The organism is Pantoea sp. YR525 (assembly GCF_900116775.1).
Classification (GTDB): domain Bacteria; phylum Pseudomonadota; class Gammaproteobacteria; order Enterobacterales; family Enterobacteriaceae; genus Pantoea; species Pantoea symbiotica.
Genome location: NZ_FPBU01000001.1, coordinates 472,723 through 494,430, shown reverse-complemented (window position 1 = coordinate 494,430; position 21,708 = coordinate 472,723). Strand labels below are relative to the sequence as shown.

General features: G+C 58.6%; 24 protein-coding genes. 21 read left to right on the top strand and 3 right to left on the bottom strand.

Going from position 1 to position 21,708, the window contains the following annotated elements; all coding sequences use genetic code 11:
• Positions 1-23: 23 nt before the first annotated feature.
• From BM323_RS24455 to BM323_RS02280, 3 genes are all read right to left on the bottom strand, one after another.
• Positions 24-194: a hypothetical protein gene (locus BM323_RS24455; protein ID WP_008102314.1), complete on the bottom strand. Its 171-nt coding sequence runs from the start codon at positions 192-194 to the stop codon at positions 24-26.
• A 166-nt stretch (positions 195-360) separates the two neighbouring features.
• Positions 361-1,860 (bottom strand): SulP family inorganic anion transporter, encoded by a 1,500-nt coding sequence (locus BM323_RS02285; RefSeq protein ID WP_008102312.1) that lies wholly within the window; start codon positions 1,858-1,860, stop codon positions 361-363.
• A 151-nt stretch (positions 1,861-2,011) separates the two neighbouring features.
• The gene (locus BM323_RS02280; RefSeq protein WP_008102310.1) at positions 2,012-2,269 is read right to left on the bottom strand and encodes a biofilm/acid-resistance regulator YmgB/AriR; all 258 of its coding nucleotides are present in this window, start codon (positions 2,267-2,269) and stop codon (positions 2,012-2,014) included.
• A gap of 484 nt (positions 2,270-2,753) precedes the next feature.
• Between BM323_RS02280 and BM323_RS02275 the strand changes: the two genes are divergently transcribed.
• The 21 genes from BM323_RS02275 (at position 2,754) to BM323_RS02175 (ending at position 21,534) form a co-directional block, all read left to right on the top strand.
• Positions 2,754-3,185: a MarR family winged helix-turn-helix transcriptional regulator gene (locus BM323_RS02275; RefSeq protein ID WP_008102308.1), complete on the top strand. Its 432-nt coding sequence runs from the start codon at positions 2,754-2,756 to the stop codon at positions 3,183-3,185.
• 2 nt (positions 3,186-3,187) lie between these two features.
• Complete coding sequence (locus tag BM323_RS02270; protein WP_091003194.1) at positions 3,188-4,855, top strand: MFS transporter; 1,668 nt, start codon at positions 3,188-3,190, stop codon at positions 4,853-4,855.
• Positions 4,852-5,943 carry an HlyD family secretion protein gene (locus tag BM323_RS02265; RefSeq protein WP_008102304.1) on the top strand — a complete coding sequence of 364 codons (1,092 nt, stop codon included), beginning with the start codon at positions 4,852-4,854 and terminating at the stop codon, positions 5,941-5,943. Before BM323_RS02270 ends, BM323_RS02265 begins: the two co-directional genes overlap by 4 nt.
• Positions 5,940-7,310, top strand: a complete 1,371-nt coding sequence (locus BM323_RS02260) for an efflux transporter outer membrane subunit (RefSeq protein ID WP_008102303.1) — start codon at positions 5,940-5,942, stop codon at positions 7,308-7,310. The genes BM323_RS02265 and BM323_RS02260 overlap by 4 nt, the downstream gene beginning before the upstream one ends.
• Before the next feature lie 234 nt (positions 7,311-7,544).
• Positions 7,545-7,934 (top strand): hypothetical protein, encoded by a 390-nt coding sequence (locus BM323_RS02255; RefSeq protein WP_036647881.1) that lies wholly within the window; start codon positions 7,545-7,547, stop codon positions 7,932-7,934.
• A 189-nt stretch (positions 7,935-8,123) separates the two neighbouring features.
• Entirely contained in the window at positions 8,124-8,861 is a 738-nt protein-coding gene (locus BM323_RS02250; protein ID WP_008102298.1) for a beta-ketoacyl synthase chain length factor, read from the top strand.
• Positions 8,851-9,648: a lysophospholipid acyltransferase family protein gene (locus tag BM323_RS02245; RefSeq protein ID WP_008102296.1), complete on the top strand. Its 798-nt coding sequence runs from the start codon at positions 8,851-8,853 to the stop codon at positions 9,646-9,648. The genes BM323_RS02250 and BM323_RS02245 overlap by 11 nt, the downstream gene beginning before the upstream one ends.
• A 3-nt stretch (positions 9,649-9,651) precedes the next feature.
• Entirely contained in the window at positions 9,652-9,909 is a 258-nt protein-coding gene (locus tag BM323_RS02240) for a phosphopantetheine-binding protein (RefSeq protein ID WP_007887282.1), read from the top strand.
• Between the two features lie 11 nt (positions 9,910-9,920).
• The gene (locus BM323_RS02235; protein WP_008102294.1) at positions 9,921-10,175 is read left to right on the top strand and encodes an acyl carrier protein; all 255 of its coding nucleotides are present in this window, start codon (positions 9,921-9,923) and stop codon (positions 10,173-10,175) included.
• Positions 10,176-10,179: 4 nt separating this feature from the next.
• Positions 10,180-10,734, top strand: a complete 555-nt coding sequence (locus BM323_RS02230) for a COG4648 family protein (RefSeq protein WP_008102292.1) — start codon at positions 10,180-10,182, stop codon at positions 10,732-10,734.
• Complete coding sequence (locus BM323_RS02225; protein WP_008102290.1) at positions 10,731-12,059, top strand: AMP-binding protein; 1,329 nt, start codon at positions 10,731-10,733, stop codon at positions 12,057-12,059. The genes BM323_RS02230 and BM323_RS02225 overlap by 4 nt, the downstream gene beginning before the upstream one ends.
• Positions 12,046-12,393, top strand: a complete 348-nt coding sequence (locus BM323_RS02220) for an ApeI family dehydratase (protein WP_008102287.1) — start codon at positions 12,046-12,048, stop codon at positions 12,391-12,393. Before BM323_RS02225 ends, BM323_RS02220 begins: the two co-directional genes overlap by 14 nt.
• A gap of 11 nt (positions 12,394-12,404) precedes the next feature.
• Positions 12,405-14,081, top strand: coding sequence for a glycosyltransferase family 2 protein (locus BM323_RS02215; protein ID WP_371515146.1), 1,677 nt, complete (start codon positions 12,405-12,407; stop codon positions 14,079-14,081).
• Positions 14,074-14,490: an acyl-CoA thioesterase gene (locus tag BM323_RS02210; protein ID WP_008102284.1), complete on the top strand. Its 417-nt coding sequence runs from the start codon at positions 14,074-14,076 to the stop codon at positions 14,488-14,490. Before BM323_RS02215 ends, BM323_RS02210 begins: the two co-directional genes overlap by 8 nt.
• Complete coding sequence (locus tag BM323_RS02205; protein ID WP_370463588.1) at positions 14,490-15,098, top strand: outer membrane lipoprotein carrier protein LolA; 609 nt, start codon at positions 14,490-14,492, stop codon at positions 15,096-15,098. The genes BM323_RS02210 and BM323_RS02205 overlap by 1 nt, the downstream gene beginning before the upstream one ends.
• Positions 15,064-17,385 carry an MMPL family transporter gene (locus BM323_RS02200; protein ID WP_008102279.1) on the top strand — a complete coding sequence of 774 codons (2,322 nt, stop codon included), beginning with the start codon at positions 15,064-15,066 and terminating at the stop codon, positions 17,383-17,385. Before BM323_RS02205 ends, BM323_RS02200 begins: the two co-directional genes overlap by 35 nt.
• Positions 17,382-17,954 carry a DUF3261 domain-containing protein gene (locus tag BM323_RS02195; RefSeq protein ID WP_008102277.1) on the top strand — a complete coding sequence of 191 codons (573 nt, stop codon included), beginning with the start codon at positions 17,382-17,384 and terminating at the stop codon, positions 17,952-17,954. Before BM323_RS02200 ends, BM323_RS02195 begins: the two co-directional genes overlap by 4 nt.
• Positions 17,951-19,108: a beta-ketoacyl-[acyl-carrier-protein] synthase family protein gene (locus BM323_RS02190; RefSeq protein WP_008102275.1), complete on the top strand. Its 1,158-nt coding sequence runs from the start codon at positions 17,951-17,953 to the stop codon at positions 19,106-19,108. Before BM323_RS02195 ends, BM323_RS02190 begins: the two co-directional genes overlap by 4 nt.
• Entirely contained in the window at positions 19,101-19,574 is a 474-nt protein-coding gene (locus BM323_RS02185; RefSeq protein ID WP_008102273.1) for a hotdog family protein, read from the top strand. Before BM323_RS02190 ends, BM323_RS02185 begins: the two co-directional genes overlap by 8 nt.
• The gene (locus BM323_RS02180) at positions 19,571-20,302 is read left to right on the top strand and encodes a 3-ketoacyl-ACP reductase FabG2 (RefSeq protein ID WP_008102271.1); all 732 of its coding nucleotides are present in this window, start codon (positions 19,571-19,573) and stop codon (positions 20,300-20,302) included. The genes BM323_RS02185 and BM323_RS02180 overlap by 4 nt, the downstream gene beginning before the upstream one ends.
• Positions 20,299-21,534, top strand: coding sequence for a beta-ketoacyl-ACP synthase (locus tag BM323_RS02175; RefSeq protein ID WP_008102269.1), 1,236 nt, complete (start codon positions 20,299-20,301; stop codon positions 21,532-21,534). Before BM323_RS02180 ends, BM323_RS02175 begins: the two co-directional genes overlap by 4 nt.
• The last annotated feature ends 174 nt before the right edge of the window (positions 21,535-21,708 follow it).

Genomic DNA, 21,708 nt, shown 5'->3' with positions numbered 1-21,708 from the left:
ACCCGGCAAAGCCGGGCAAATCATTACGATTGTGGTTGTCCCACCGGACCGGCACCTTCGCTGGCGCCTGGCACTGGTTGGTTACTTGGCGCATGTGGACGCCCATCGCCGCCGACCGCATCACTTTTGTGCATACAGCCCGCCAACGAGACCAACGTTAACGTCACCAATGCTGCTTTTGCTAAAACTTTCATCTATTGCTCCTCATAAATGAGCGATTGAGTAACCAATCTCAAAGAGATCAAAGGATTGACCTTGAGGTAAGCAAAGTCAGTGACAGCACATTACGCAAGCGAAGCGCGGTAATATGCATAAAAAACGCCGGATTTCCGGCGTTTTTCGTCTCAATCCTAATAATTGCTATCCCAAGTTCCCACTCAGCCGCTCGCGGAAATCGCTGCTGCGGTTATCCAGCCCAATAAAGGTGACTTTCGCGCCATGGCGCTGATAGCGATATTCGATGGCATCAAGGGCCGCCACGCTGGATGCGTCCCAAATCTGCGCATGGGTTAAATCGATAGTGACAGATTTAGGATCGTGGCCGTAATTGAAGTGCTCAAACAAATCATTGCTGCTACCGAAGAACAGCGGGCCGCGCACGGTGTAATTGACCTGTTCGCCATCGTCGCTCAAGTGGCGTTCTGCGTGAATCACATGGGCGATACGGCGGGCAAACAGCATCATTGCCAGAATTACACCAACCAGTACGCCAATCGCCAGGTTGCCGGTCCACACGGTGACCGCCACCGTCAGCACCATTACAAAGGTTTCAGACCACGGCATGCGTTTCAACGTTGCCGGTTGCAGGCTGTGCCAGTTCACGGTTTTCACCGCCACCACCATCATAATGCCCGCCAGCACCACCATTGGGATCTGCGCCATAATCTGGCTCAGTCCTGTCACTAATAACAGCAGCACGATACCCGCCGCGATGGTCGAAACACGCGTACGCGCTTTGCCCAGCTCGACGTTAACGATGGTTTGACCGATCATCGCGCAACCGGCGATGCCGCCATAAAAGCCGGCCAGAATGTTGCCAACGCCGAGCGCCCAGGATTCACGGCGTTTACCGGAAGGCGTATCGGTGATGTCATCCACCAGTTTGGCGGTCAGCAGCGATTCCATCAGGCCAACAAAGGCGATGCTCAAGGCGGTTGGCCAGATGATTTGCAGGGTGTGTAGATTGATTGGCACCAATAAAGTGGTGAAGCCAGGCAGACCAGCGGTCATTGGCCCTTCATCGCCGACGTTCGGTACACGATAGCCGAGCAGCAACGCTACAGCCGTCACCACCACAATGGCGACCAGCGGTGATGGGACGCTTTTCAGCACTTTCGGCAGCAGCAGCACAATCGCCAACGTCACGGCAAACAGAGCCCACACCAAAGTGGATTGCCCCCAAACGTGCGGGACTTGCGCAAAGAAGATCAGGATGCCGAGGGCGTTGACGAAGCCGATCATTACCGAGCGCGGGATATAGCGCATCATGCGCGACAACCCAGCAAGGCCAAAGATAATCTGGATAACGCCACCCATAATTACCGCCGGCAGAATGTATTCGACGCCATGCGCATGCACCATCGGGCCGATCACCAGCGCCACAGAACCGGCTGCAGCTGTGACCATCGCCGGACGACCACCCAGAATCGACAGCGTCAGGCACAGCACCACCGAGGCCACAAGGCTGACTTTGGGATCGACACCGGCAATCACGGAGAAGGAGATCACTTCAGGAATCAGCGCCAGCGCGGTAATAATGCCGGCCAGACACTCGCGGGTTAGCAGGGCAGGCGAACGTAATACGCGCCCCACGGTGATATCGCTCTCCACCGTAGTGGTGCGCTCAGTTGGTTGGCTCATAGATTGTGCAGGCTCTTTTATTATTGTGCGCATACCGTCGCGGTACGGCAGTAACCAGTTAGAATTTTCGAGAGAGGATGTTACCGGGCAATAAGATTAGACGCTAGCGCGTTGGGGCAGGTGAGGGTGATTCCATCCCTGGAATCCGGCTTTAAACCGCGAGATCGTCAGGTGTTTTATTCACAACCAATTCAAGCAGGTGGCGATAAATATCCAGCTGAATCACATCGCTTTCCATCTCAAGACGGTTAATCAGCGATGCAATAATCGCTTTATTGGAAACCGGCATACCGGCTTGCAGGATTTCGGCGATGATCTGCCCGAAAACTTCCATCTCACTGCTGTCGCTGTTACCGGCCAGTTTGAAGTAGTCAGCGATGGCAGCGCTACTGTTTGCGGCGTTTTGCATATGTGAAGCCCTTAAGATCGGCCTGATGGCAATGTGCCTTCAGCTCCTTGATGAAAAAACGTGCACGCGGACAGGCGCGCACCACCCAACTCATCAACCAACGCAAAAAGACACCTCTGAAGGTGGAAATCCACAACACCTTCAGAGGCGACGCAAAGTGCATCATTCGTTACGGAGCCATCAGCTGGCTCGCGGGATGTAAACTTATACAATCTGGAGTAACTTGTACAACAAGGATCTTAAGCAATTTGTGCTAATGTATATTTAACAAAGAGTTATAATTTGTAATGTTTTCTGAAATCTATACAAACCTATGCAGGAACAGCAAAAAAATCCGCGAGTTGTACAACTGATACAGAAAGCTGGAGATTTTTTGCCGTGCCAACTACGTTTGCTGATGTAAGCAACGTTTTCATTGGTGAGCGGCTTCGCCTATAATAACGCTCCCGTTTAGTTAGATACCTAACCATTAGGCCACTACGTTTTGAGCGACTATCCGCAACCCTTTTCTCGTTTGCTGCATCTCACCGCGCACGCGTGGCGTTTGGCCGTTGATCGTCGCCTCAAAGAGAGCGGATTAAGTATGAGCAGCTGGATGGCGATTGCCAGCGTTGCTACCGCCGCCGAGCCGCCAACGCAAAAAGCCCTGGCGCAATTGCTCGGTCTGGAAGAGGCCAGCGTCGTGCCCTTGGTAGATCGTTTGGTGAAGCAGCAGCTGTTGGCGCGCGTGCAGCCGCCGGAAGATCGCCGCAAGCGCCTGCTGATTTTGACGGAGCAAGGCAGCGTGGCCTTTGCCGAAGTGAAAACCCAGGCCGATGCGCTACGTGCGCAGTTGCTGGCGGATATCGATCCCGAATCGCTGGCGATAACGGAACAGGTGCTGAAACAACTGCTGGCGCGTCTGGGAAGCGTTTAACCGTGGCGAAACGTAATCCTTATGCCCCACGCGAATGGCTGCCACATGAAAAGCCGATGCTGCCGGGTTCGCCCTCAACGCCGCTGCATTCGCCCTCGAAGCGCATCGCGTTTGGCATCATCGGTTTACTGATCTCAATTACCGGCGCGTTGAGTAACGCGCTGGTCTCTGCCAACCTCACCAATCTGCAAGGCACTTTTGGCGCATACAGCAATGAGATCGCCTGGCTGCCTGCGGTGTATGTGATGGGCAACATCTCCATCAACCTGCTGCTGGTGAAGTTCCGCCAGCAGTTTGGTCTGCGGCTGTTCACTGAAGCGTTTCTGGTGCTGTATGTGATCGTGGCGTTTTTCCACCTGCTGGCCAACGATCTCAGCTCGGCCATCATTGTGCGCACCGCGCACGGCATGGTTGGTGCGGCGCTCAGTTCGCTCGGCATCTATTACCAGATTCAGGCGTGGCCCGCGAAGCATCGGCTTAAAGCCCTGGTGATTGGTATTACCGCGTCGCAGCTGGCGATTCCGCTGGCTAGATTGTTCTCCACCGAACTGCTGCAGCTGCAAGAGTGGCGCGGTTTGTACCTGTTTGAACTCGGTCTGGCGCTGCTCTCGCTGGGCTGCGTGCTGGTGGTGAAACTGCCGCCCGGCGACCGCATTAAAGCGTTTGAAAAGATGGATTTCCTCACCTTTATGCTGATGGCACCGGGCATGGCGCTGTTGTGTGCGGTGCTGTCGCTAGGACGTATCGAATGGTGGTTCAGCACGCCGTGGCTCGGTGTGGCATTGGCGCTGGCGCTGGTATTGATCGTGGCGGCGATCGTCGTCGAGCACAATCGTAAAAATCCATTGATAAACACGCGCTGGCTCAGCAATGGAATGATTGTACGGCTCGGCATTGTGATGATCATGATGCGTATTCTGCTGGCTGAACAAAACACCGGTGCGGTCGGCTTCCTGCAGCAACTCGGTTTACTCAACGATCAGATGCGCGGTCTGGCGTTAGCGATCATCGCCGGGGTAATTTGCGGCATGATCGCCAGCGCGTTAACCATCAAACCTACGCATCTGAGCTGGCCGATTGTCGCGTCATTGGTGGTGATGATCGTCGCCTCACTCATGGATGCGCAATCCAGCCCGCTAACGCGTGCCAACAATCTCTACTTTAGCCAGTTTTTACTCGGCTTCGGCAGCGCCTTCTTCCTCGGGCCCGCCATGCTGCTGGGGATTGGCGGCGTGGTGACGCAGCCGAAGAACCTGGTGAGCTTCTCGGTGCTGTTTGGCATGAGCCAGAACTTAGGCGGCTTGATCGGCGCGGCCATTCTCGGCACGTTCCAGACGTGGCGCGAAAAGTATCACTCCAGCTTATTGGGCGATCAGCTGTCGCAGCTCGATCCCAACGTTACCGAACGCCTCAGCCAGTACAGCTCGCTGTTCAGCAGCCAGTTGCCGGATAGCGTTCTACTCAGCGCGCAAAGCAGCAGCCAGCTGCAAATCGTGGCGACGCTGCAAGCCAACGTGCTGGCCTATAACGACACCTATCTTCTTACCGCCGCGCTGGCTTTCATCACCTTAATCTGGGTGCTGTATCGCCTGACGCGTTTACGCTATATCAACTGGCGTCAGACCAAAATGAATGCGGCACAACCAGTAACCCCGACGGAGAATTCATGAGCCAACAGGACGACATTCAGGCGGCGGAGCGCGAGCGCAGCAACCGCCGACGCATTCTTTCCATCGCCGCCGGCAGCGGCATTGTTATCGTCGGCGTGCTGGTAATTCTGTATGCCTGGCAGCTGTGGCCGTTCACCAGCACCGTTCAGTCGACGGAAAACGCCTACGTGCGCGGCCAGGTGACCTTTATTAGCCCGCAGGTGAATGGCTATCTGACCGAGGTTAACGTGGTGGATTTGCAGCCGGTAACCAAAGGCCAGTTGCTGATGACCATCGACGATCGTATTTACCGTCAGCGCGTGCATCAGGCGCAGGCGCAGCTGGATATGAAAATCGCCGCGCAGAACAATAACCAGCAGCAGCGTAAAAGTGCCGAAGCCAATATTCTCAGCAACAAAGCGGCGCTGGAAAATGCCAAAGCGCAGGCGCTGAAAAGCAGCCTCGATCTCAAGCGTGTAGAAAATCTGGCGGCTGACGGCTCGCTGTCGGTACGTGAACGCGATGCCGCGCGCGCGGCGAATGCCCAGGCGCAGGCGCAGTTGCGTCAGGCGGATGCACAGGTCGCCGTTTCACAACAGAATCTGCAAACCGTGGTGGTAAATAAGGCTTCACTGCAAGGCGATGTCGCCAGTGCGCAGGCGGCGTTAGAGCTGGCAAACATCGACCTGGCGAATACACGCATTATCGCGCCGGACAGCGGCCAGCTCGGTCAGCTGTCGGTGCGTAAAGGCACCTATGTTACCGCTGGCACGCGATTGACTTCGGTGGTGCCGGAAAACAAATGGATCATCGCCAACTTCAAAGAAACCCAGCTGGCGCGCGTGCGTCCCGGTTTGCCGGTGAACATCCGCGTCGATGCGTTAGACGGTAGGCATTACGATGGCCGCGTCGAGTTTATTTCGCCTGCCGCCGGTTCCGAATTCAGCGCTATCTCGCCGGATAACGCCACCGGCAACTTTGTGAAAATTGCCCAGCGTATTCCGGTACGCATTAAAATTCTTAACGACGATCTGCAGGCGCTGCGCCCTGGCATGTCGGTGGAAGTGAGCATTGATACCGCCGCTGAACCGCACAAGGATGCGCCATGAAGCGCTTACTGTTAGCCACGTGCGTGGCATTAATGGTGGGTGGCTGTGCGACGGAAGTGGAAAAAGCGCCGTCATCGTTGCCGATTCCCGATAGCTGGCGTCAGCAGGTCGGCCCACATGCGCTGCCGGAAGCGCAATGGTGGCAGAACTTTGGCGATGCCGATCTCAATCGCCTCGTCACGCAGGCGTTGCAGCACAACAGCGATATTCTCACGGCGCGTTCACGCGTCGATCAATACCGTGCCGAATTACGTGCCGCGCAGGGCGACAATTTCCCAACGCTGTCGGCGGGCGTCGCGGCCACGCATCAGCGTGCGCTATCGGCGGCGACCGGTCAGCCGTATGAAAACGCGGTGTTTCAGGGATTGCTGCAGGCCAACTATGAAGTGGATTTATGGGGCAGCCGCAGTAACAGCATCCGCGCTGCGCAAGCTTCGCTGGATGCGCAGCGTGCCGCCGCGTCTGCCGCTGAGCTCACCGTCGCCAGTTCGGTGGCATCGGGCTATCTCAGCTTGTGCGCACTTGATGAGCAGTTACGCGTCACTGAAGCGACGTTAGCAACGCGCGAAAATTCACTCAATCTGGCGCAGCGTCAGTTTGAAACCGGCTACACCTCGCGTCTCGAATGGATGCAGGCCGCCTCGGAATATCAAACGGCTAAAGCGCAGATCCCGCAGCTGCAGCATCAGATCGAGCAACAGGAGAATGCGCTCAGCGTGCTGGTGGGCATGAACCCGCGTGAAATTGCGCGCAGTAGCCAGTTCGACCATATCAAACCGCAAATCTTGCCATCGCTGCTGCCGTCGCAGTTGCTGAATCGCCGGCCGGATATCGTGCAGGCGCAGCGACAGCTGCTGGCCGCCGACGCGTCACTGGCATCATCCCAGGCCAAATTGTTGCCGTCGCTTAATCTCACCGCCAGCGGCACCTTGCAAAGCGGCGAACTTCATCAGCTGCTGGATAATCCGTTCCGTTTGTGGAGCATTGGCGGCAGCATTCTGGCACCGCTGCTGAATCGCGAAGCGCTGACTGCTCAGGTTGATGTGGCGATGGCAACGCGCAATCAGGCACTTTATGGCTATGAGAAAGTGGTACGCAATGCTTTCTCCGATGTGGATAACGCGCTGGATGCCATTCGCCGCAGTCAGGAGCAGCTTGAAGAGTTGCAGAAGCAGGAAGGTTATGTGGCGGAAGCGTATCGCATTGCGCATAACCGCTATCAAAACGGTTACGCCTCTTATCTGGATGAGCTGGATGCCCAGCGCACGCTGTTCAGCACGCAGCTCAATATTGTTTCAGTAAAAAATACGCTGCTGCTGGCACAAATCGATCTTTATCGTTCGCTCGGTGGCGGCTGGCAGGGTTAAACATCATGCGACAAGACCATTTTTCGGTAGAAATTCCGCCGTAAGAGGGCCTGTGAATAGTTTTAAATCGGCATTAAACGATTCTTAAGTGATTCATGCTTATTTTTACTTGTCTTTACAAATAATGTTATTATCCGCCCGCTTTACACAGTCTGAACGGAACAGTGTTGGTAAGTTTACCAGCGCGGTCGCCCACTGAGGCGGCTTGCAAAGACAGGGGAAGAAAAGGAAATGATGAATAAGAAAATCGGTTTTGCTTTGTTAGTATCTGCGGTCCTGTTAACCGGTTGCGCGCCACGTACTGCGCCGATCCAGAATGTTAGCCAGACCGTGGGTCAAAGCTACTCAGATGATCAAATGAAGCAGGCGATCATCCAGTCAGGTGCCGCTAACCATTGGGTGATGACGCCAGCGGGTCCAGGTGCGATGAATGGTCATCTGGCCGAGCGCGGACATACGGCGGATATTCGCGTGAATTACACCGCGAACAGCTATCAAATCCAGTATGTCAGCAGCCAGAATCTGAAAGCCGGTAGCGGTCAGATTCACCGTAATTACAACCGCTGGATTCAAAATCTGAGCCAGGGCATTCAAACGCGTCTGGCGGTCGAAGCCGCTAAATAAGCGCGAAGCGTGATTGCTGACATAATGTTGTAAAGTTAGCCGACACGCTGCCGAAATAGAAACAGGCGGGCCATGTGCCCGCCTTGTTAATCGGCGACATCCGCATGGGATGACGGGTATTGAGAGCAAGGAAGGGATGCCGCGCAGCGAAAATCTGACCATCCCTGAGGCTGAAGAAAGAATACAGGTATGAAACTCGCTTACTCCCTTGTTGACTGGCACGCCATCGCGCCGGGCAACAGCACCGCAGAAGAGTGGCAACGTTGGGCGCAACAGGCACCGGCGTTAGATGCCACGCAACCTATCGCGAAACCCCAATTTTTGCCGATGATGACCGCGCGTCGTCTCAGCCCAGGCAGCCGTGCGGCGGTTGAGTGCGGACTGGCGCTATTGGCGCGGCAAAGCGTGGACGCCATCGTCTTCACCAGTCGCCACGGCGAACTGGAACGCAATCTGCGCATTCTCACCGCGCTGGCGGAGCAGCAAGCGCTGTCGCCGACCGATTTCGCCATGTCGGTCCATAACTCTGCGGTAGGCAGTTTGACTATCGCCGCGCGTCAGCCGCTGGTTTCATCCTCGATTTCGGCCGGTATCGATAGCTTCCAGCAAGGATTGATTGAAGTAGCGACGCTGCATCAGGCGGGTTACGCGCAGGTGCTGCTGGTGGATTTTGACGGCGTGGTGCCGGATTACTATCGGCCGTGGCTGCCGGAAATCGATCGCTTTAATGCGCCGTACGCGGTGGCGCTGCTGCTGCGCGCGGGCGAGGCGTGGCGCTGCGAAGAACAGGCGGGCAAACCCACTGAGCCGCATGACGTTCTGCCGCAAAGTCTGCAATTTCTGGCGGCGATGCTGCACAACACGGCAGGTTTTAGCGTGGCTGGCGAACGCCATCAATGGCACTGGGAGCGTCAGCATGGTGGATAATTCGCTGGCGCAGGCGCGTCCTGGTTTCAACTATTACTGGCGGCTGGTAATGACCGCCGTCAGCTTCACGCTGTTCAGCGTGGGAGGCCTGTTGCTGTCGCTGATCTGGTTCAATCTTCTGCTGCTGGTGCAGCGCGATGGGCTGCGTCGTCGCCACATTGCCCGCAGCAGCATTGCGTGGAGCTTCCGCTGCTTCTTGCGTTTCTGCCGTTTTGTCGGCGTGTACGATTACCAGATCATTGGCGCAGAACAGCTGCGACAGGATCGCGGCTGCCTGATCGTCGCCAACCATCCGTCATTGATCGATTACGTGATGATCGCGTCGGTGCTGCCGGAGATGGATTGCCTGGTAAAAGCCGAGCTGCAGCACAACATTTTCTTCCGTGGCGTGATTCGCGCCGCCGATTACCTGATTAACAGCGAAGCCGATACGCTGCTGCCGGACAGCCAACAGCGTCTGGCGCGCGGCGATACCATCCTGATTTTCCCGGAAGGTACGCGCACGCGTTATGGCGAGCCGCTGAAGTTACAGCGCGGAGCTGCCAACATTGCGGTGCGCGCTGGCTGCGATCTGCGCGTGGTACACATTAGCTGCACCGAGCGCATGCTCGATAAGCAAAGCCGCTGGTATCAGATTCCGCTGGTTAAACCGATTTTTACTGTACGCGTACAATCGCGTATTGCTAGCCACGCCTTTAGTGAAGCCGAAGAGGATGCGCAGCCGCTGGCCGCACGTCGTCTGACGCGTCATCTGCAACAGGCGCTGGTGCCTGACGAGACCAACTAAGTTATGCAAGTACTGATTAACGACATCAAACAGATGATTATCGACACGCTGAATCTGGAAGATATCAGCCCTGACGACATCGAAACCGACGCGCCGCTATTTGGCGAGGGGCTGGGCCTCGATTCAATCGATGCGCTGGAGCTGGGACTGGCGGTGAAAAATCGCTTCGGCGTACAGCTCTCAGCCGAGAGCGAAACGCTGCGCGCGCACTTTTTTTCCGTGGCTACACTGGCCGCGTTTGTTGAACAACAGCAAGCCTGAGAACAGTCAACATGATGAACAAAAACGAAATTTACCAGGAAGTGGCTTCGCTGCTCACCTCGCTGTTTGAAATTGAGCCGGAGGATATTCGTCCGGACGCTCGCCTGTATGAAGACCTCGAGCTGGATAGCATCGATGCGGTGGATATGGTGGTGCATCTGCAAAAGCGTACCGGCCGCAAAATCAAACCGGAAACCTTCCGCGCGGTGCGTACCGTGCAGGACGTGGTGGATGCCGTCGACCAACTGATGCGCGACGAAGCCTGATCGTATGCTGCTGCGGCTGCTAAACGGCGTGGCGCTGCTGGCGTGGCCGTTTCTGGTGTGGTTAAACATCACCCAGCCACAGTGGCGCGGCGTGACGGCTCTGCTGGCGCTGCTGTTTGTGCTGCGCGTCTGGACGCTGCGCCGCGCCGCCGGGCCGATGGCGCGCGTGATGCTGCTGCTGGCGCTGGTCGGCAGCGCGTTATGCCTCGCCAGCCTGCTGCTGCGATCGCAACATCTGCTGTTGTGGTATCCGCTGGTGGTCAATGCGCTGATGCTGCTGCTGTTTGGCGCGTCATTGTGGAGCCCAATGCCGCTGGTGGAGCGGCTGGCGCGGCTGCGCGAACCGGATCTGCCACCGCGCGCGGTGCGTTATACCCGCCGCGTGACGCAAGTGTGGTGCGGCTTTTTCATCTTCAACGGCAGCGTGGCGTTGCTCACCTGCCTGCTCAATGATGTCACGCTTTGGACACTCTGGAATGGGTGCATCAGCTATTTGCTGATGGGCACGCTGATGGGCGGCGAATGGCTGCTGCGTCAGCGCATAAGGAAACAGGCATGAACCTACATAGCCTTCGCGACTGGCTCAGCACGCCGGATCGCATTGTGGCCTGGCACGGCCAACAGCAATATACGCTGCATATCTTGCGTCAGCAGGTGCAGGCGCTGGTTGATCGGCTACAAAATCAGCCCGGCCAATATTGGGCGCTGTGTTTTGACAACAGTTATGCCTTCACCGCCGCGCTGCTGGCGCTGTGGCACGCCGGTAAAACGCCGGTGATCCCCGGACACTGTCGCGCGGCCCAGCTGGAAGAGATGGCCGACAGCCTCGATGGCGTGATCAGCGATATGCCGCTGGCGGTATCCTTGCCGCAGTTGTACTGGGATGGCGCGCTGGCGAGCGACGCATTACCGCCGATCGCCACCGACGCCACGCTGGTGCTGTTTACGTCCGGTTCGACCGGCACGCCGCGTCGCGTGGTGAAATCGCTGCGCGCGCTGGATCTTGAAGCCCGCTGGCTCAACACCTTGTGGGGCGCACGCTTACGTGATTGCCATGTGATTGCCTCCGTCAGCCATCAACATCTGTATGGCCTGAGTTTCCGTATCGTGCTGCCGATGGCGCTGGGTTTACCCTTTGCGGCGCAGCAAATTTTCTACAGCGAACAGCTGGCCGATCAATCACCCGATCGTCGCTACGCGTTTATCAGCAGCCCAGCGTTTTTGCGTCGTCTCGATCCGGCGCTGGCCGGGCCGTGCTGTGAGCTGATCGTCTCCGCCGGTGGCGCATTGCCGTGGACGGCGGCGCAGCATGCGCAACAGGCGCTGAGCTGCACGGTTGATGAAATTTATGGCAGTACCGAAACCGGCGTGATTGGCTGGCGCTGCGCCAGCGAGGAGAACGCACTGTGGCACTGTTTCCCGCAGATTACTCTGCGTGAGCAGGAAGCCGGACGCTGGCGGGTGTTTTCCGCTTTGCTGGAAACCGATGCCGGTTGCGCGCTCGACGATCGTATCGTGCAGCAGCCGTCCGGGCAGTTTCAGCTGGCGGGACGTCAGGATCGCGTGGTGAAGATTGAAGATAAGCGCGTCTCGTTGAGTGAAATTGAACGCCGCCTGCTGGCGTTGCCCGGAGTGGACGATGCCGCCGCGCTGGCGATTCAGCGTCACGGTCGCCACGCGATTGGCGTGGTGCTGGCGCTGCCCGAAATGCTGGATGCGGCGACGCTGCATCAGCTAAAGATTGAGTGGAAACGCGCGCTGCAACCCTGGCTGGAGCCGGTGGCGATGCCGCGCTACTGGCGCGTGGTGACAACCATTCCTGTCACCGCACAAAGTAAACGCGCCTGGCCACAAATTGAGGAGTTGTTTGATGTTGCCGGTTGAACTGCATGCCGAACAGCAGGGCGATGCACTGACATTGCGCCTGCACGTTGCCGCTGATCTGTTTTGGTTTCGCGGCCATTTCCCGACGCTGCCGATTTTGCCGGGTGTGGCGCAGCTTGACTGGGCGCTGCATTATGGTCTGACGCGTTTAGCTGTCGGTAAATCTTTTGCCGCCATCGACAATATCAAGTTTCAGCAGCCGGTGCCGCCGGATGCTGAACTGCAATTGCAGCTGCAGTGGCAGGCAGATAAATCGCTGCTCAGTTTCAGCTACAGCCTGATCAACGGCGACGTGGCAACGATCGCCAGCAGCGGGAAGATCCGCCTGTGTTAAGCCCTGACTTCATGCCTTGCGTATTAATTCCCTGCTATAACCACGGCGCGATGCTGGCGTCGGTGCTGGCGCGGCTGGCACCGTTTAATTTGCCGGTGATTCTAGTGGATGACGGCAGCGATACCATCACCAAAAGGCAGATTGCGGCGCTGGATGCGCCGCAGTTGCAGGTGCTGACGCTACCGCATAATCAGGGCAAAGGCGCGGCGGTGATTGCCGGCCTGCGCGCGGCGGCGGCGGCGGGTTATAGCCACGCGCTGCAGCTCGATGCCGATGGTCAGCATCAGGTGGAAGATACGCCGCGTATGCTAGCCGAAGCACAGCGTTATCCGCACTGCCTGATCTCCGGTCAGCCGCTTTACGACGCTTCGATTCCCAAATCGCGTCTGTATGGCCGCTACATCACCCATTTCTGGGTGTGGGTCGAAACGCTGTCGTTTTCGCTGAAAGACAGCATGTGCGGCTTCCGCGTCTATCCGCTCGCACCGTCGCTGGCGTTGTGCGATCGCCGCCCGATTGGTCAGCGCATGGATTTCGATACCGAAATCATGGTGCGTCTCTATTGGCAGGGCACGCCGAGCCGTTTTATCACCACCCGCGTGACCTATCCGGCCAGCGGCGTGTCGCACTTTGACGCGCTGCGTGACAACATGCGCATCTCATGGATGCATACGCGCCTGTTCTTCGGCATGTTGCCGCGCATCCCGCAATTGCTGCGTCAGCGTGGCGATGCGCAGCACTGGTCGGCGACGCCGGAACGGCGCGGTCAGAGCGGTTTGCGCTTTATGCTGTGGCTCTATCGGCGTGCCGGGCGCTTACCTTTTATCTTGCTGCTGTGGCCGGTGGTGGCGGTTTACTGGCTAACCGGACGCACCGCGCGCGCCGCCTCGCAGCAGTGGCTGACGCGGGTGCAGGCGGTGGCGCAACAGCAGAACATCGCGTTGCCTGCGCCGCTCAACAGCTATCGTCACTTTCTGCGTTTCGGCTACAGCATGCTGGATAAAGTCGCCAGCTGGCGCGGCGATCTGCAATGGGGACGCGACATTGATTTCGCTCCCGGTGCTGAAGCCACCATTCGCGCCGCCGAAGGCAAAGGTCATTTGATTCTCGCCTCGCATCTCGGTGATATCGAAGCCTGCCGCGCGATGGCCAAACAGGTCAGCGGACTGGTGATTAATGCATTGGTGTTTACCGACAACGCGCAGCGCTTCCGCGAGGTGCTTGAGAGCATTGCGCCACAGGCGGGCGTGAATCTGATGCCGGTCACCGATATCGGCCCAGATACCGCCATTCTGCTGCAGCAAAAACTGGATGCCGGTGAATGGGTGGCGATTGTTGGCGATCGCACCGCCGTGCATCGCCAGCGTGGCGGCGAGCGTCGTGTGGTGTGGAGCGAATTTATGGGCCAGCGCGCACCGTTTCCGCAGGGACCGTTTGTGCTGGCGGCAGCGTTGCGCTGTCCGGTGCTGCTGATGTTCGCCCTGCGCGAACAGGGCCGCTTGCGGGTGCATTGCGAAGCCTTTGCCAATCCGCTCTCGCTGCCGCGCGCGCAGCGCCAGCAGGCGTTACAAGCCACGGTCGATCGCTACGCCGAACGGTTACAACAGCACGCGCTGATGGCGCCGCTGGACTGGTTTAACTTTTACGATTTCTGGACGTTGCCCGAGGAGAAAAGCCGCGATGAGTGAAAGCAACTACCGCGCTGAGGTGGAAATTACCGTGTCGTTTCACGACTGCGATCCGATGGGCGTGGTGTGGCACGGCAACTATTTCCGCTTTTTTGAAGTGGCGCGCGAAGCCTTGCTGCGCAGCGTTAATTACAGCTACGGCGAAATGGCCGCCAGCGGCTACGTCTGGCCGGTGGTGGATACCCACGTGAAATACCGCCAGCCACTGCGCTGCGAAGAGGTGGTACGCGTCGCCGCCAGTATCAGCGAATACGAAAACCGTTTACGCATCGATTATGTGATTCGCAACGCTGCGGGGCAGGTGACCACCAAAGCACACACGCTGCAAGTGGCGGTAAATGCGGCCACGCAGGAGATGTGTTTTGTCTCACCCGATATTCTGTTTGAATGCCTGGGAGTGAAACCGTGATCAGAACCCTTTGTTTGCTGCTGCTGGTGATCTGTGCCAACGCCAGCGCGGTTACGCTCGAGCAGCTGCAACAGCGTTTCGCCAGTCAACCGGTGATCCGCGCCAATTTTGTTCAGGTGCGCACCATTGCTGGCATGGCGCAGCCGCTAGTGTCACGCGGTCAGCTATTGATCGCCCAGCAGCAGGGTTTGTGGTGGCAGCAAGCCACGCCGTTCCCGCTGATGCTGATCCTCGATGACAAGCGCATGGTGCAGAGCATGAGCGGCCAGCCGCCGCAGGTGATCACTGCCGACAGCAATCCGCAGATGTTCCAGTTCAACCATCTGTTGCGCGCGCTGTTCCAGGCGGATGAAAAGGTACTGCGTGAGAACTTTGAACTCGATTTCCACGATTTGGGCAACAACCGCTGGCAGCTGGGCCTGACGCCGAAAGCCGCGCCGTTGAATAAGATCTTTAACCGTATCGATCTGCAGGGCGAAGCGTTCCTCAACCGCATCACGCTGGATGACAAGCAGGGCGATAAAACCGAAATCACCCTAAGCGCTACTCGCACCGAACCTAAACAATTGACTGATGAAGAGCGAGCCCGTTTTGCCCCAGCGCAGTGAGAAAACCGTTGCGCTGCTGTGGCTGGCGGTGTGCCTGACGTTAGCGCTGGCGCTGGCGGTTTTGCTGCCGCGCAGCCAGCTGAACAGCAGCGTGCTGGCGTTATTGCCGCAGCAGAATCTCGGCCAGGCACCAGCGGAGATCCAGCACGGCTTTATGCAGCGCCTCGATCGTCAACTGGTGTGGCTGGTGAGCGCCAACAATCAAGACGGCGATGCGGTCGCGGCCTGGTGGCAAGCGCAGCTGCAAGCCTTGCCGATGCTGAAACAGGTCAGCGGCGCGCTGGATGACGATCAAATGCAGCGTTGGGGCGCCTATGCGTTTCAGCATCGCAACGGTTTGATCGATCCGGCCACGCGCGCGCGCTTGCAGAACGGCGGCGGCGTGCAGGCTGACTGGATACTGGCGCAGCTGTTCTCGGCCTTCGCGGGCGTCGGCAGCAAAGAGATCGGCAACGATCCGCTGCTGCTGGTGCGCGGCGCACAGCTGGCGATGCAGCAGAGTGCCAACAAAATGCTGCTGCATAACGGCTGGCTGACGGTCAACGATGCGCAGCAGCGCCGCTGGTATTTCCTGCACGGTGAACTGGCGAGCAATGCTTTCAGTATCAAAGAGAGCCATCAGCTGGTGACCGCGCTCAATCAGCTGGAGCAGCAGCTGAAAACCCGCTGGCCGGATGCGCAATTACTGACGCGTGGCACGGTGCTGTTTAGCGACGATGCCAGCCAGCGCGCGCAGCATGATGTCGAAACCCTTGGCAGTGCGACATTAGCGGGATTGCTGCTGCTGGTGTGGCTGGTTTTCCGTTCGTTGCGGCCGCTGGCGCTGTGCGCACTGTCGGTGGCGATTGGTGCGATGGCGGGCACGGTGCTAACGCTGCTCTGTTTTGGTGAGCTGCACCTCACAACCTTAGTGATGAGCCTCAGCATTGTCGGTATCTCGGCCGATTATACGCTTTACTACCTGACGGAACGCATGGTGCACGGCGAGCAGGCCACGCCGTGGCAAAGTTTGCATAAGGTACGCGGCACGCTGCTGCTGGCGCTCGGCACCACAGCGATTGCCTGGCTGCTGATGCTGCTGGCACCGTTCCCCGGCTTGCGCCAGCTGGCGGTGTTTGCTGCCAGCGGATTGAGCGCTTCCTGCCTGACGGTGATCTGTTTTTATCCGTGGCTGGTGCGCGGTTTACCGGTGCGACCGATTCCGGCAATGGTGTGGCTGGCGCGCTGGCTGGCCGCGTGGCGGCGCAATAACTGGCTGAAGCGCGGCTTACCGGCGCTGGTGGCGATCTATGCGCTGAGCGGCATGCTGCAACTTAAGGTCGATGATGATATTGCGCATCTGCAAAGCGCACCGGCGCAACTGTTAGCGCAGGATCGTCAGCTGGCCCAACTGACCGGTCAGCAGGCCGATCAAACCTGGTTTGTGGTGTGGGGCGATGATGAACAGCAAGCGCTGCAGCGGCTGAGCACGCTGGCACCAAAGCTGCAGCAGGCGCAGCAACAAGGCTGGTTTGCGAGTTATCGCGTGCTGCCGCTCAGTTCGCTGGCGCAGCAGCAGCAGGATGTGGCGCTGCTACAACAGGCCGCACCCACCATTCTGCAACGATTGAAGCAGGCGGGCATCACGGTAGCGAATGCCAATCTCAGCGCCATGCCGGTGACCGCCGCCGACTGGCTGGCGAGCCCGCTGAGTGAAGGCTGGCGGCTGCTGTGGTTGTCGCTGCCGGACGGACGCAGCAGCGTGCTGGTGCCGATCGGCGGCGTTAAAAACAGTGCCGCGCTGCAGCAGCTGGCGTCACAACAGGCAGGCGTCAGCTGGATCGATCGCAAGGCCAGCTATGATGAACTGTTCCGCTTCTGGCGCACGCTGCTGAGCGGATTGCTGGCGCTGGCGTTATTGCTGATTACCGCCAGCTACATGCTGCGACTGGGCGTGAAAGCCGGCATGCGCAGCGCGCTGCCGTCGTGGCTGTCGCTGGCGGCGGCGCTGGCGACCTTGGGCTGGATCGGCGCGAGCCTCAATCTGTTTGCCTTGCTGGCGCTGATTCTGGTGCTGGGCATCGGCATTAATTACACGCTGTTTTTCAGCAATTCGCGCGGCACGCCGTTAACCTCGATGCTGGCGGTGACGCTGGCGATGATGACCACGCTGTTAACGCTCGGCATGCTGGTGTTCAGCAGCACTGCGGCTATTAGCGGTTTTGGTACCGTGCTATGCAGCGGGATTTTTTGTGCATTCTTGCTGGCGCCGCTGGCGCTGGCTCCGGGGAAAAGGAAGCAACGATGAAAATGGGCATTTTGCTGCTGTTGAGCCTGCTAGTCAGCGGCTGCGCGCAGCATCAGAACGATCTCAATCGACCGAGCGCGTGGCTGAAACCGGGCGTGCGCGTCACGCTGCCAGCGCCGGGCATTTCGCCGGCGTTTCAGCAGCAGCAGTTGCTGACCGGCCACGCCAAGGGCAAAACCCAGTCGCTGCTGGTGCTGCTGAGCGCCGATTCGCAACAGCTGAGCCTCGCCGGTTTGTCATCGCTTGGCATTCGCCTGTTCCGCGTCACCTATGATAAAAACGGCATTCACACGCAGCAGATGATGGCGCTGCCGGAAATGCCGCCCGCCAGTCAGGTGCTGGCGGATGTGATGCTCAGCCACTGGCCGATCAGCGCATGGCAGCCGCAGTTGCCGCGTGGCTGGACGTTGACCGACATCGACGATCGCCGCGAGCTGCGCGATCCTTCTGGCAAAGTGGTGACGCTGATTCGCTATCTGCAGCGCGGCGAGTTGCGTGAGCCGATCAGCATCGACCAACGCGCCTTTGGCTATCAGATTCAAATCCAACATCTGGATGCCTCATCATGATCTACCTCTCCGCTTTTGGCATGGTGAATGCGCTGGGCAATAACCTGGCGCAAATTGCCGCGCAGCTGCAAGCCGGTGAAGCGCCGGGCATGCAGCCGCGCGACGGCTGGCTGCAAGATGGCAAACGCTGCTGGCTGGGCGAAGTGCAGGGCGCGTTGCCGCCAATTCCTGCCGCGCTGGCGGCGCATAACACCCGCAACAATCAGCTGTTGCTGGCTGCGCTGGCGCAGATACGCCCGGCAGTGGATGCGGCCATCGCACAACATGGCCGCGAGCGCGTGGCGATTGTGCTCGGCACCAGCACCTCCGGCGTCGATGAAGGCGATCGTCAGGTGGATGACGCATTGCCGGGCTACGATTACCGCATGCAGGAGCTTGGCGATCCGTCGCGCTTCCTGGCGCACTATTTAGAACTGGATGGTCCGGCTTACACCATTTCGACTGCCTGCTCCTCCAGCGCGCGCGCGATCATCAGCGGCCAACGTTTGATCGATGCCGGATTAGCGGACGTGGCGCTGGTGGGCGGCGCGGATTCGCTGAGCCGCATGCCGATTAACGGTTTCGCCAGCCTGGATTCGCTCTCTGAAGGTCACTGCGCGCCTTTTAGCGCCGATCGCGACGGCATTTCGATTGGCGAAGCTGCCGCGCTGCTGCTGCTGACGCGCGAACAGCAGCCGCTAGCGCTGCTCGGCTGCGGTGAATCGTCGGACGCGTGGCACATGTCGGCACCGCATCCTGAAGGCGTCGGTGCCGAGCGCGCTATGCTGATGGCGCTGCAACAGGCGGATTTACAGCCGCAGGATGTCGGTTACATCAACCTGCATGGCACCGCCACGCCGTTGAACGATCAGGTGGAATCGGCGGTGATCCATCGTCTGTTTGGCGATAGCGTGCCGTGCAGCTCAACCAAACACCTTACCGGCCACACGCTGGGCGCGGCGGGCGCGACCGAAGCGGCTTTGGCTGCACTGATTCTGCAGCAGAATCTGCCGCTGCCGCCGCAGGATTTCTCGCAGGTGGCACGCGATACCTCGCTGCCAGAATGCGGTTTGATCACCGCGCCGCAGCCATTGGCGCGTCCGGTGATTGCTTCAAATTCGTTTGCTTTTGGCGGGAATAATACCTGCCTGATTGTAGGAAAGCCTCATGAGTGATTTTCTGCCGGTTGATGCCTATCTGCCGCATCGCGCGCCGATGCTGCTGCTGGATCGCGTCATCCAGGTCACCGACGACAGCGTGATCTGCGAAGTCAGCATCAACGCTACGGGCGTGCTGGCACCCTTTCTCACGCCGCAGGGCGATTTGCCGGCGTGGTACGGCGTGGAGATCATGGCGCAGACCGTTGGCGTCTGGTCGGGATTTCATGCACGTCAGCGCGGCGACAGTGAGATTCGTCCCGGCATGCTGCTGGGCGGACGTGGCTATCGTGCCAGCAGCGCCGCTTTCGCCGCCAACAGCATGCTACGCGTTGAAATGCGCCTGCTGATGCGTGACGACCGATTGGGCAGCTTTGAAGGGGAAATCCGCTGCGGTGAGGCGATCATCGCCAGTGGGCGGCTGAATACCTATCAGCCCAATGAACACGAGTTAATTCAATTGCAACAAGGAATTCAGTCATGACACGCAGCGTTTTAGTGACCGGCGCAAGTAAAGGAATTGGCCGCGCCATTGCACAGCGTCTGGCGCAGGATGGCTTTGAGATTGTGGTGCATTATCACCGCGACAGCGCCGGTGCAGCGCACACGCTGGCAGAGATTGTAGCGGCGGGCGGATGTGGACGCACCTTGCAGTTTGACGTGGCGCAGCGCGAAGCCACACGCAACGCACTTGAACAGGACATTGCCGCGCACGGCGCCTATTACGGCGTAGTGAGCAATGCGGGCATCACGCGCGATGCGGCGTTCCCGGCGCTGACCGATGATGAGTGGGACAGCGTGATTCACACCAATCTCGACAGCTTCTACAACGTGATTCATCCGTGCGTGATGCCGATGATTGGCCTGCGCAAGGGCGGACGCATTATTACGCTCTCTTCTGTATCGGGGATCATGGGCAATCGCGGCCAGGTCAACTACAGCGCGGCCAAAGCGGGCATCATCGGTGCCACCAAAGCGCTGGCGATTGAGCTGGCGAAACGCAAAATTACCGTGAACTGCATCGCCCCTGGCTTAATTGATACCGGCATGACCGATCTTGAGCCGCTGGTGATTGATGAAGCAATGAAGCTGATTCCGATGAAGCGCATGGGCGCGGCAGATGAAGTCGCCGGATTGGCCAGCTACTTAATGTCGGACATCGCGGGCTACGTCACGCGTCAGGTGATTTCAATTAATGGAGGTATGCTGTGATTCAGCGTGTAGTGGTAACCGGCATGGGCGGCGTGACTGCCTTTGGTGAGAGCTGGAGCGCGGTGGCTGAGCGGATCAGGCAGGGCAAAAATGCGGTGCGTCATATGCCGGAATGGCAGGTTTACGACGGCTTGCACACGCTGCTCGGCGCGCCGGTGGACGACTTCACGCCGCCCGCGCATTACACGCGCAAACGCATTCGCTCGATGGGCCGTGTTTCACTGATGGCAACGCGCGCGACCGAACTCGCGCTGGAACAGGCCGGTTTGATCGACCATCCGGTGCTGACCAACGGTGAAACCGGCATTGCCTACGGTTCCTCAACCGGCAGCACCGGACCGGTGAGTGAGTTCGCTACCATGCTGACGGAAAAGCACACCAACAACATCACCGGTACCACTTATGTGCAGATGATGCCGCACACCACCGCAGTCAATGCGGGCCTGTTCTTCGGCCTGCGCGGCCGGGTGATCCCGACGTCCAGCGCCTGTACGTCGGGCAGCCAGGCGATTGGGTATGCGTGGGAAGCGATTCGCCACGGTTATCAAAGCGTGATGGTGGCAGGTGGCGCGGAAGAGTTGTGTCCGTCCGAAGCAGCGGTGTTTGACACGCTGTTTGCCACCAGCCAGCGCAACGACGCGCCGCACACCTCGCCCGCACCGTTTGACCAGCAACGCGACGGTTTAGTGATTGGCGAAGGCGCGGGCACTTTGATTCTCGAATCGCTGGAACATGCGCAGGCGCGCGGAGCCACCATTTACGCGGAGCTGGTGGGTTTTCACACCAACTGCGACGCCGCGCATATTACCCAGCCGCAGCGGGAAACCATGCAGATTTGTATCGAGCGTGCGCTGAAAACCGCCGGTGTCACGGCGCAGCAGATTGGCTACATCAACGCCCACGGCACCGCCACCGATCGCGGCGATATCGCCGAGAGTCAGGCCACCGCGGCGATTTATGGCAATAGCACGCCAATCTCTTCGCTGAAAAGCTACTTTGGTCATACGCTGGGCGCCTGCGGGGCGCTGGAAGCCTGGATGAGCATTGAGATGATGCGCGAAGGCTGGTTTGCGCCGACGTTGAATTTGTCGCAACCTGCAGCGGAATGCGGTGAACTTGATTACATCATCGGCGAAGCGCGCCAGATTGAGACGGATTATATCCAATCCAATAATTTCGCGTTTGGCGGTATTAATACCTCGTTGGTGTTTAAACGCTGGCGCGATGGCTGATAGTAGGTCGCCATAAATGGCGCTTGTTAGTTAAGTCCGCGACGAGCGCATGCCGGATGCGCTTTTGGTCCGGCGGTCCTCGCGCCGCTTACGCGGTACCTTCACTTCGCTCGTTTGCCTGACGGACCGGCGGAGACGGGACTTCCTTGTCCCGGCTCCGCCTTTCGCCCGCGT

Bases quoted from the DNA above. Each gene is read 5' to 3' on its own strand.
- BM323_RS24455 (WP_008102314.1), bottom strand. From the start codon at position 194: ATGAAAGTTTTAGCAAAAGCAGCATTGGTGACGTTAACGTTGGTCTCG.
- BM323_RS02285 (WP_008102312.1), bottom strand. From the start codon at position 1,860: ATGAGCCAACCAACTGAGCGCACCACTACGGTGGAGAGCGATATCACC.
- BM323_RS02280 (WP_008102310.1), bottom strand. From the start codon at position 2,269: ATGCAAAACGCCGCAAACAGTAGCGCTGCCATCGCTGACTACTTCAAA.
- BM323_RS02265 (WP_008102304.1), top strand. From the start codon at position 4,852: ATGAGCCAACAGGACGACATTCAGGCGGCGGAGCGCGAGCGCAGCAAC.
- BM323_RS02260 (WP_008102303.1), top strand. From the start codon at position 5,940: ATGAAGCGCTTACTGTTAGCCACGTGCGTGGCATTAATGGTGGGTGGC.
- BM323_RS02255 (WP_036647881.1), top strand. From the start codon at position 7,545: ATGAATAAGAAAATCGGTTTTGCTTTGTTAGTATCTGCGGTCCTGTTA.
- BM323_RS02250 (WP_008102298.1), top strand. From the start codon at position 8,124: ATGAAACTCGCTTACTCCCTTGTTGACTGGCACGCCATCGCGCCGGGC.
- BM323_RS02245 (WP_008102296.1), top strand. From the start codon at position 8,851: ATGGTGGATAATTCGCTGGCGCAGGCGCGTCCTGGTTTCAACTATTAC.
- BM323_RS02240 (WP_007887282.1), top strand. From the start codon at position 9,652: ATGCAAGTACTGATTAACGACATCAAACAGATGATTATCGACACGCTG.
- BM323_RS02235 (WP_008102294.1), top strand. From the start codon at position 9,921: ATGATGAACAAAAACGAAATTTACCAGGAAGTGGCTTCGCTGCTCACC.
- BM323_RS02230 (WP_008102292.1), top strand. From the start codon at position 10,180: ATGCTGCTGCGGCTGCTAAACGGCGTGGCGCTGCTGGCGTGGCCGTTT.
- BM323_RS02225 (WP_008102290.1), top strand. From the start codon at position 10,731: ATGAACCTACATAGCCTTCGCGACTGGCTCAGCACGCCGGATCGCATT.
- BM323_RS02220 (WP_008102287.1), top strand. From the start codon at position 12,046: ATGTTGCCGGTTGAACTGCATGCCGAACAGCAGGGCGATGCACTGACA.
- BM323_RS02215 (WP_371515146.1), top strand. From the start codon at position 12,405: ATGCCTTGCGTATTAATTCCCTGCTATAACCACGGCGCGATGCTGGCG.
- BM323_RS02210 (WP_008102284.1), top strand. From the start codon at position 14,074: ATGAGTGAAAGCAACTACCGCGCTGAGGTGGAAATTACCGTGTCGTTT.
- BM323_RS02200 (WP_008102279.1), top strand. From the start codon at position 15,064: ATGAAGAGCGAGCCCGTTTTGCCCCAGCGCAGTGAGAAAACCGTTGCG.
- BM323_RS02195 (WP_008102277.1), top strand. From the start codon at position 17,382: ATGAAAATGGGCATTTTGCTGCTGTTGAGCCTGCTAGTCAGCGGCTGC.
- BM323_RS02190 (WP_008102275.1), top strand. From the start codon at position 17,951: ATGATCTACCTCTCCGCTTTTGGCATGGTGAATGCGCTGGGCAATAAC.
- BM323_RS02185 (WP_008102273.1), top strand. From the start codon at position 19,101: ATGAGTGATTTTCTGCCGGTTGATGCCTATCTGCCGCATCGCGCGCCG.
- BM323_RS02180 (WP_008102271.1), top strand. From the start codon at position 19,571: ATGACACGCAGCGTTTTAGTGACCGGCGCAAGTAAAGGAATTGGCCGC.